General features: G+C 65.1%; 2 protein-coding genes. Both read left to right on the plus strand.

Translation table 11 applies throughout. From position 1 onward, the window contains the following. Positions 1-550, plus strand: a 550-nt coding sequence (locus DBR12_RS22860; RefSeq protein WP_233244468.1) for an RluA family pseudouridine synthase, incomplete at its 5' end; no start/stop codon positions are given. A gap of 26 nt (positions 551-576) precedes the next feature. After that, positions 577-1,154: HAD family hydrolase (locus DBR12_RS13430; protein WP_108617761.1), on the plus strand; the 578-nt coding region annotated here is incomplete at its 3' end.

Below are 1,154 nucleotides of genomic sequence, written 5' to 3' on the forward strand. Positions count from 1 at the left end.
GGACCGCGAGACCTCGGGCATCCTGCTGGTGGCCAAGAAGCGGTCAGCGCTCACTCACTTGCAGGACCAGTTCCGCGAGCGCGAGACGGGCAAGACCTACCTGGCGCTGGTCACCGGCGCCTGGCCTGCCAACAAAAAGGTCATTGACCTGCCACTGCACAAGTACCTGCAGGCCGATGGCGAGCGCCGCGTGCGCGTGACCACGGCCGACGACCCGGACGGCATGCGCTCCATTACCTTGGTCAAGGTGCGCAGCACGGCTGCGGCACGGCCCGAGCAGGGGCTGCCCGCGATGTCGCTGCTGGAGGTGACCATCAAGACCGGTCGCACCCACCAGATCCGTGTGCATCTGGCCAGCCAGGGCCACGCCATCGTGGGCGACGACAAATATGGCGACTTTGACCTCAACAAACGCCTGCAGAAGCAGGGGATGAAGCGGATGTTTCTGCATGCGTGGCGGTTACAGTTCAACCACCCCGCTTCGGGCGAGCGTGTGCAGCTGATCGCCGAGCTGCCCCCCGAGCTGGCCGATTTTGTGCCCACCGCCTGACGATCCTGCGCGAAGAACCTCTCTCCATGTCCGCTAAAAACCTCCGTCCGCGCCGCTTCGATCTCATCGCCTTTGACTGGGATGGCACGCTGTTCGATTCCACCGCCATCATCGTGCGCTGCATTCAGGCGGCAGTGCGTGATGTGGGTGGCACCGTGCCCACCGACAAAGAGGCCGCCTATGTGATCGGCATGGGCCTGATGCAGGCGCTGGCCCATGCCGCGCCGGATGTGTCGCCCGAAAAGTACGCCGAGCTGGGCAACCGCTACCGCTTTCACTACATCCAGCACCAGGGCGACCTGAGCTTGTTTGAGGGCGTGCTGCCCCTGCTGAACGACCTGCGCGAGCGCGGCCACCTGCTGGCCGTGGCCACGGGCAAAAGCCGGCGCGGGTTGGACGAGGCGCTGCATTCGGTGGACTTGCGCGGAGTGTTCGACGGCTCCCGCACTGCCGACCAGACCGCTGGCAAGCCCCATCCGCTGATGCTGCAGGAGCTGATGGCCGAGTTTGACGTGGCGCCCGAGCGCCTCTTGATGATTGGCGACACTACCCACGACTTGCAGATGGCCGTCAATGCGGGCTGTGCGAGCGTGGGAGTGAGCTA

The sequence above is a fragment of the Acidovorax sp. HMWF029 genome, from assembly GCF_003060895.1.
In the GTDB taxonomy this organism is placed as follows: Bacteria; Pseudomonadota; Gammaproteobacteria; order Burkholderiales; family Burkholderiaceae_C; genus Acidovorax.